Below are 5435 nucleotides of genomic sequence, written 5' to 3'. Positions count from 1 at the left end.
AAGTACGGGCGAAGCATTCGGGCAATAACCTATCGGTGAAACCGTAGATTTTTTATCCGAATGCTTCGCCCCTACAGGACGCGGGCCGATGAAGACGCAAGGTTTTGAAGCACGATTCTCTCAAAATCTTGCACCTGTTTCGCTCGTAAAGCCACAAAACCCTTACCTTGCCTACATTTCACCTTTATTCAGCAAGCCCTAAATAGGGTATGATGGACGTTGGATAGATTTTCTCCTATTGCCGTGAGCGAAAGCGTCTATATTGAAACCAGTATCTTAGGCTACCTAACTGCTCGACCCAGCAGAGATATTATTGTGGCGGCTAATATTGAGATAACGAGGGAATGGTGGGAATTTCGTCGAAACGACTTTATTCTGTACACTTCCGAGGCTGTCCTAGAGGAAGTAACTAAAGGAGATACAGCGATCGCCTCCGAAAGGCTGGATATTTTGCGTGATTTTCCCTTGTTAGCATTGAACGAAGCTGCACAAGGTTTGGCTAAACAATTCTTAACCCGCAGTAATCTGCCTCCAAAAGCGAAAGTTGACGCGATCCACATTGCCGCCGCAACTGTCCACGGTATGGATTATCTGTTAACGTGGAACTGTAAGCATATTGCTAATGCTCAAATTCAGAGAAAATTGGCAGAGATCAGCATTGATTTTGGATACGAGTTACCGATTCTTTGTACACCCAACGAACTGTTAGGAGGTTGATTATGTTTCATGATGAGATCGTCGAAGAGATCCACCGAATCCGTGAAGAGTATGCCAAGTCCTTCAACTATGACTTGGATGCAATCTTTGCAGATCTACGCAAGAAGCAAGCGGAAAGTGGCAGAGAAGTTGTCACCTTGTCGCGAAAACCCGGTCTAGCAAAACGTTGGAGCGGACGACCGAAAGATATTGGTGATGATACAATGGATACCAGTCGCCGCTCAAGTTAGAATGGGATGACGAAGTAAAAGCTTTTTCGGCAAATTGTCCCCAATTAAATTATCAACTTTAGAGCATTGCTGGCCTCAGATATCTTAGGGTCCGTCCTAGGCAGCTTTTGCCTTTTTGAAAGCAGTTTAATCTAATACTAAATCCGTTGAGTATAGGCTACATATCAGGAGGGGCAACAGGCAACAGGCAACAGGCAAAACGGAGAATAAATAATCAGTTTTTAATAAGCGGATTTAGTATCATCTCCTAAACTGCCTGATTCTGCTCAATGAGTAAATCAATCTCATCTTCATGAGCCGCCGCATATACCCAAGCATTGGCTAAATCCGTAGCTTTAATAGTCGGATAACTTGTTAATAAATCAGCATCACTATAACCAAGACGACGAGCTTCTACTAACACCCAAACTGGAATTCTTGTATTGGCAATGCAGGCTTGTCCGCCGCAAACTTTAGGGGTTTTCTCAATTCCCTGCCAATTACCACCAAGACTTTGAGCGAGTAACTGGATTACCTGCACTTTTTCCCTAGGTTTGAGGGCAAGAAGTTGCTCTTCTAACTCTTTGATGATCACAGGCTTAAATCCTCATACAGTTTTGACCAATTATCCCTAATCATTTTACCAGAAAATTTGTGTTGAAAACCTCCCACTATTCAGTTAACAGTGAACAGTTAACAGTTAGATTGAAACAAGCGAAATCCAAAATCAAACTAGGTGTTTTTTTGATTTCAATAATATGTCCTTTAGATGCACGGCAGCTTATTAAGTTATGATACTACAATGGCACTCTCGAAAAAACAGCGAAAAATTCTCGACCAAATCTTCGAGCAGCCCGTCCGGTCAGATGTTGTCTGGACGGATATCGAATCGCTGCTGGAGGCACTGGGAGCAGAAATATCCGAAGGTAGGAGGTTGCGGGTGTGGGTAGCCCTTAAGGGAGTTAAAGCCGTCTTCCATCGCCCCCATCCTCGTCGGGAAACGGACAAGGGGGCTGTAGTATCAGTGAGGCGCTTTTTAAGCGAGGCAGGAGTGGAAAACGATGAAGTATAAAGGTTACGAAGCAGTAGTTTTTTTTGATGACGAGGCGGGTATCTTTTACGGTGAGGTGGCCAACGTCCGAGATGTTATCACTTTTCAGGGAGAGAGTGTAGCGGAATTGCAGCAGGCTTTTGCTGATTCAGTGGAAGATTACCTAGCTTTTTGTGCCGAGCGTGGGGAAAAGCCAGAAAAACCCTTTTCTGATAGTTTTCTGTCACAGCTAGACCGGAAATTACCCAACAAATTTAGCAATAGGTAGGTTGGTCCCTCGGAACGAAACCCAACCCAATTATTTAGGGTTTGCTGAAAAAGGCCTAGGGTGGGGTCAGGCAGAAGGCTCCGAGGCTGCGAGGCAGGAGTTTCAGGCTTTGTTGCCCTGCTTTTCTGTACCAGTTTGTGTACTACAAGGAAGATAATGCCAGGTTTTTTGAAGGTCCCAATCCTATTTTCGCAGCAGTAACATCGGATTTTAACAGGTCAAAAGCCTTATTTTAAAAGGGTTTTACCATTATTCAGCAAGCCCTAATTATTAATTTTCCTGCATTTTTATGCTCACTTTGTTCTTTTCGCTCTTCTGCTCTGACACCAGATTTTTTGTTCTCGAGGATTTCTCGGTCTTTTTTCACCATTTCTTTTAAAGAGTAACTCCACCGTCCACGGGTAAAACCACACCTGTCATATAGGGGTTGATAATCAAACTCAATACTGCTAGGGCGACTTCTTCGGGTTGCCCTAAATGTTCGACAGGTAGGGCAGAAACCGCCCATTTGCTCAGGTCGGAGCGTTCCGAATCACCTTGACTGGTCCAGATGCTTGTATCTTCTATTAATCCGGGGGCAACAACGTTAACGCGAATAGGAGCGAGTTCTAGGGCGAGGGCGCGTCCAAATACGGCTACAGCACTATTAGCGGCGGCTATGACGGAAATTCCGCCCATTTTGGAATATTTGAACATAGTGACGCTGGATGTCAGGGTAATAGAACCGTCCTTGGCCAAAGTTTTCAGGGAGCCACGCACTGCTAAAAAGGTTCCCCAGAATTTCTCCATACCTCCCCGGGCCGTTTCTGCGGTCATTTCGGTTAATAAGGCTCGCGGCATATTTCTGTCTCCGAGAGAGGTGACTACTAAATGGTCAAAGTTGCCAATTTCTGCAAAAAAGGCATTAACAGAATCTTCTTCTAAAAAATTAACAGTTTTGGCTTCAATCTCCCCGGAAATTAGGGCAACAGCCGCAGCTAATTTCTCTTGAGAAGCATGGGAAAGCACCACTTTTGCCCCCAGGGAGAGCAATTTTTCGGCAATCGCTAGGTCAATCCCGGAGCTTGCACCAATAATAACGACTTTTTTACCCGATAAGGAATCAAACATTTTTTTGTCTCCAAAAATTCAAGAAAAACTGACAACTATTACAGTATATTGACTGGCTTTTGGACAGCAACTAACCAATAAGTTATGGCCGAGGAACTTAGCAAATTATCCAGAGCCTTAATGTTTAAATTATAGGTTTCTTCGTCTAATTTTCCTGATTGAAATTCCTCTGTTAACCAAGACTTAAGATGGCGAAAATGTCTGAACCAGCACTCCTCCGTCACCTCGACAAATTGAACATCTTTAAACCCTGCCTGTTGATAAAGATTTTGATACTCGGCAATATCTTTGACCGTGTTTGCTTGGGGAACTGTCCAATCTCCTAAAAGTTCTGTTGTGGCAAAACTCAGATCTGAGAGAATTAAGGTTCCCCCCGGCTTTAATACTCGCCAAGCTTCTTGTAAGAATTGCCGCCTAGTATTAAAATAAAAAGCCGCTTCTACACAAATAATTTGCTCAAAAGAATGATCAGCAAAATCCATCTCTACCGCGTCCATTAACAGAAATTTACCCTCGGGAAAATTCAAGAGACTTCTGGCAATTTGTGTCGGAGAAATGTTAATGCCCACAATTGCTGTCAATGGGTAATATTTGAGAAGATAATGAGTAGTTGCTCCTAAACCACAGCCAACATCAAGAATTGTTCCCTGTTTGTTGGGAATAAATTCTAAAAGTTTCTCCATCAGAGTAGAGGATGCTTCCTGTTGATCTTGGGTATGGGAGAGCCAATAACCGACATTAAAAAACTCTCTTTCACCATAAAACTCTCGAATCGAAGGACTACAAATTAAATCATCGAATCTACTAATCCATTCATTTTTATCCATTGTTAAACTCACTTAACTCTTTCGGCAAAAACTACATTAGTCTAACACGATTGGGCTTAGTAGAACCCACTTTCCGCACTTCTTAACATTCAATTGATAATTTTTACTAATATATTGCTTACAATCCTTTGCCAGTAAAGATTATAGCTACAGTCATAGATTTTTATCAAGGTGAAGAATTGCAAATTTTTTTCTCAGAAAAAATCAATTATTGAAATTTTTCTCAATAGTAGTTTCTACAATCAAGGTTTTTCGTCAAAACATCTTGGGAAATGTAAAAATATATAAAAGTATATGAAGATGTGCGGAATGTCGGCTGTTAAGGCACTATGCTGAATCATATTGTTTTTTAACACACAGAGTTGTCATGCCTAATTTTTCGCACACTTGTAACAGTATTAACTACGACCCTGACAGCACAATCCTGAGTGCTGAGTGCCAAGCTCGCGATGGAGAATGGCTCCCCACCGAACTGACGCTTAGTGACCATATCGGTAATATAGATGGGGAATTGCAGTTCGGGGATCAAAACTTCCAAGAAACCTGCCAAGATTGTCACCTTGAGTTCGGGGATGGAGACCAATCCGTATGGTTGGTGTGTACTTGTGAAACAAGGGATGGGAAATGGAACCCTACGCAAATACTGTTAGACAGTCAGATCGATAATAACGACAGCCAACTGGAAATTGGATAGGGTAGGGGAGGACGCAAGAAATCCAGGATTCCGCTATCTGTTGGGTAGGAAACCTACACTTACCCGCAAGAGAAGTGTAGGTAGTTCACCAAGTATTTGACTTGAGTAAGACGGCAATATATGTTACTATCGCAAGGTAATCGCAGCTAGCTTGAAAAAGCTGCCACTAAAAACTAGAAATGACCATGAATTATCCCAAGACCGAACAAAGTAAAGCAATCCCCTTCTTTGCTCGTTTTTTATCTGTGGACCAAGACGAGGCTCCGACTCCCGATTCCCCCCCCGATTCTGAACCGGCTCCCGTTTGGACTTGGAAATGGCCTTCTGACTGGGAAGATAGTTAATTAATTTAAAGATTGCTTTCAGTAATTCAGACAGAAATAAACTACCGCCATAAGTCAAGCAGGAGTAAGATTTATGGCGGTTTTTTGTTGTATTTAGGGTTTGCTGAATAAATCTAAAAACCTTGCTGGATAAGACTTTTAGCCTTTTTTGAAATCCAAAAGTACCAGATATGGGAGTGATCAGGGGGAAATTCAGCTACTTTTTCCCTGAAAAT

At 42.5% G+C, this 5435-nt stretch carries 9 protein-coding genes; 6 read left to right on the top strand and 3 right to left on the bottom strand.

Features of this window, described 5'->3' with window-relative positions; all coding sequences use genetic code 11:
* Positions 1-243 precede the first annotated feature (243 nt).
* Both LW728_RS22630 and LW728_RS22625 read left to right on the top strand, forming a co-directional pair.
* The gene (locus LW728_RS22630; protein ID WP_043997957.1) at positions 244-717 is read left to right on the top strand and encodes a type II toxin-antitoxin system VapC family toxin; all 474 of its coding nucleotides are present in this window, start codon (positions 244-246) and stop codon (positions 715-717) included.
* A 2-nt stretch (positions 718-719) separates the two neighbouring features.
* Positions 720-947, top strand: a complete 228-nt coding sequence (locus tag LW728_RS22625; protein ID WP_004268635.1) for a hypothetical protein — start codon at positions 720-722, stop codon at positions 945-947.
* A 247-nt stretch (positions 948-1194) separates the two neighbouring features.
* Here LW728_RS22625 and LW728_RS22620 read toward each other — a convergent pair whose 3' ends face one another.
* Entirely contained in the window at positions 1195-1521 is a 327-nt protein-coding gene (locus LW728_RS22620; protein ID WP_004268636.1) for a DUF433 domain-containing protein, read from the bottom strand.
* A 174-nt stretch (positions 1522-1695) separates the two neighbouring features.
* Here LW728_RS22620 and LW728_RS22615 point away from each other — a divergent pair, with 174 nt between their 5' ends.
* Together LW728_RS22615 and LW728_RS22610 are read left to right on the top strand one after the other, a co-directional pair.
* On the top strand, positions 1696-1998 hold the full coding sequence (locus LW728_RS22615; protein WP_004268637.1) for a type II toxin-antitoxin system HicA family toxin: 303 nt from the start codon (positions 1696-1698) through the stop codon (positions 1996-1998).
* A complete protein-coding gene (locus tag LW728_RS22610) occupies positions 1988-2245 on the top strand; it encodes a type II toxin-antitoxin system HicB family antitoxin (protein WP_287669662.1) in 258 nt (85 codons plus the stop codon). The genes LW728_RS22615 and LW728_RS22610 overlap by 11 nt, the downstream gene beginning before the upstream one ends.
* A gap of 375 nt (positions 2246-2620) precedes the next feature.
* On the opposite strand, the gene LW728_RS22605 is transcribed toward LW728_RS22610, so the two are convergent.
* Positions 2621-3355: an SDR family oxidoreductase gene (locus LW728_RS22605; RefSeq protein ID WP_287669660.1), complete on the bottom strand. Its 735-nt coding sequence runs from the start codon at positions 3353-3355 to the stop codon at positions 2621-2623.
* Between the two features lie 38 nt (positions 3356-3393).
* The gene (locus tag LW728_RS22600) at positions 3394-4182 is read right to left on the bottom strand and encodes a class I SAM-dependent methyltransferase (protein ID WP_287768425.1); all 789 of its coding nucleotides are present in this window, start codon (positions 4180-4182) and stop codon (positions 3394-3396) included.
* Between the two features lie 367 nt (positions 4183-4549).
* Between LW728_RS22600 and LW728_RS22595 the strand changes: the two genes are divergently transcribed.
* Together LW728_RS22595 and LW728_RS22590 are read left to right on the top strand one after the other, a co-directional pair.
* Positions 4550-4876 carry a mannose-binding lectin gene (locus LW728_RS22595; RefSeq protein ID WP_004268645.1) on the top strand — a complete coding sequence of 109 codons (327 nt, stop codon included), beginning with the start codon at positions 4550-4552 and terminating at the stop codon, positions 4874-4876.
* 185 nt (positions 4877-5061) lie between these two features.
* Positions 5062-5220 (top strand): microviridin/marinostatin family tricyclic proteinase inhibitor, encoded by a 159-nt coding sequence (locus LW728_RS22590; RefSeq protein WP_043997906.1) that lies wholly within the window; start codon positions 5062-5064, stop codon positions 5218-5220.
* Positions 5221-5435: the final 215 nt, after the last annotated feature.

This window comes from Microcystis sp. 49638_E5, from assembly GCF_021300285.1.
Lineage (GTDB): Bacteria > Cyanobacteriota > Cyanobacteriia > Cyanobacteriales > Microcystaceae > Microcystis > Microcystis aeruginosa_C.
This window is presented reverse-complemented; position numbering and strand designations above follow the sequence as displayed.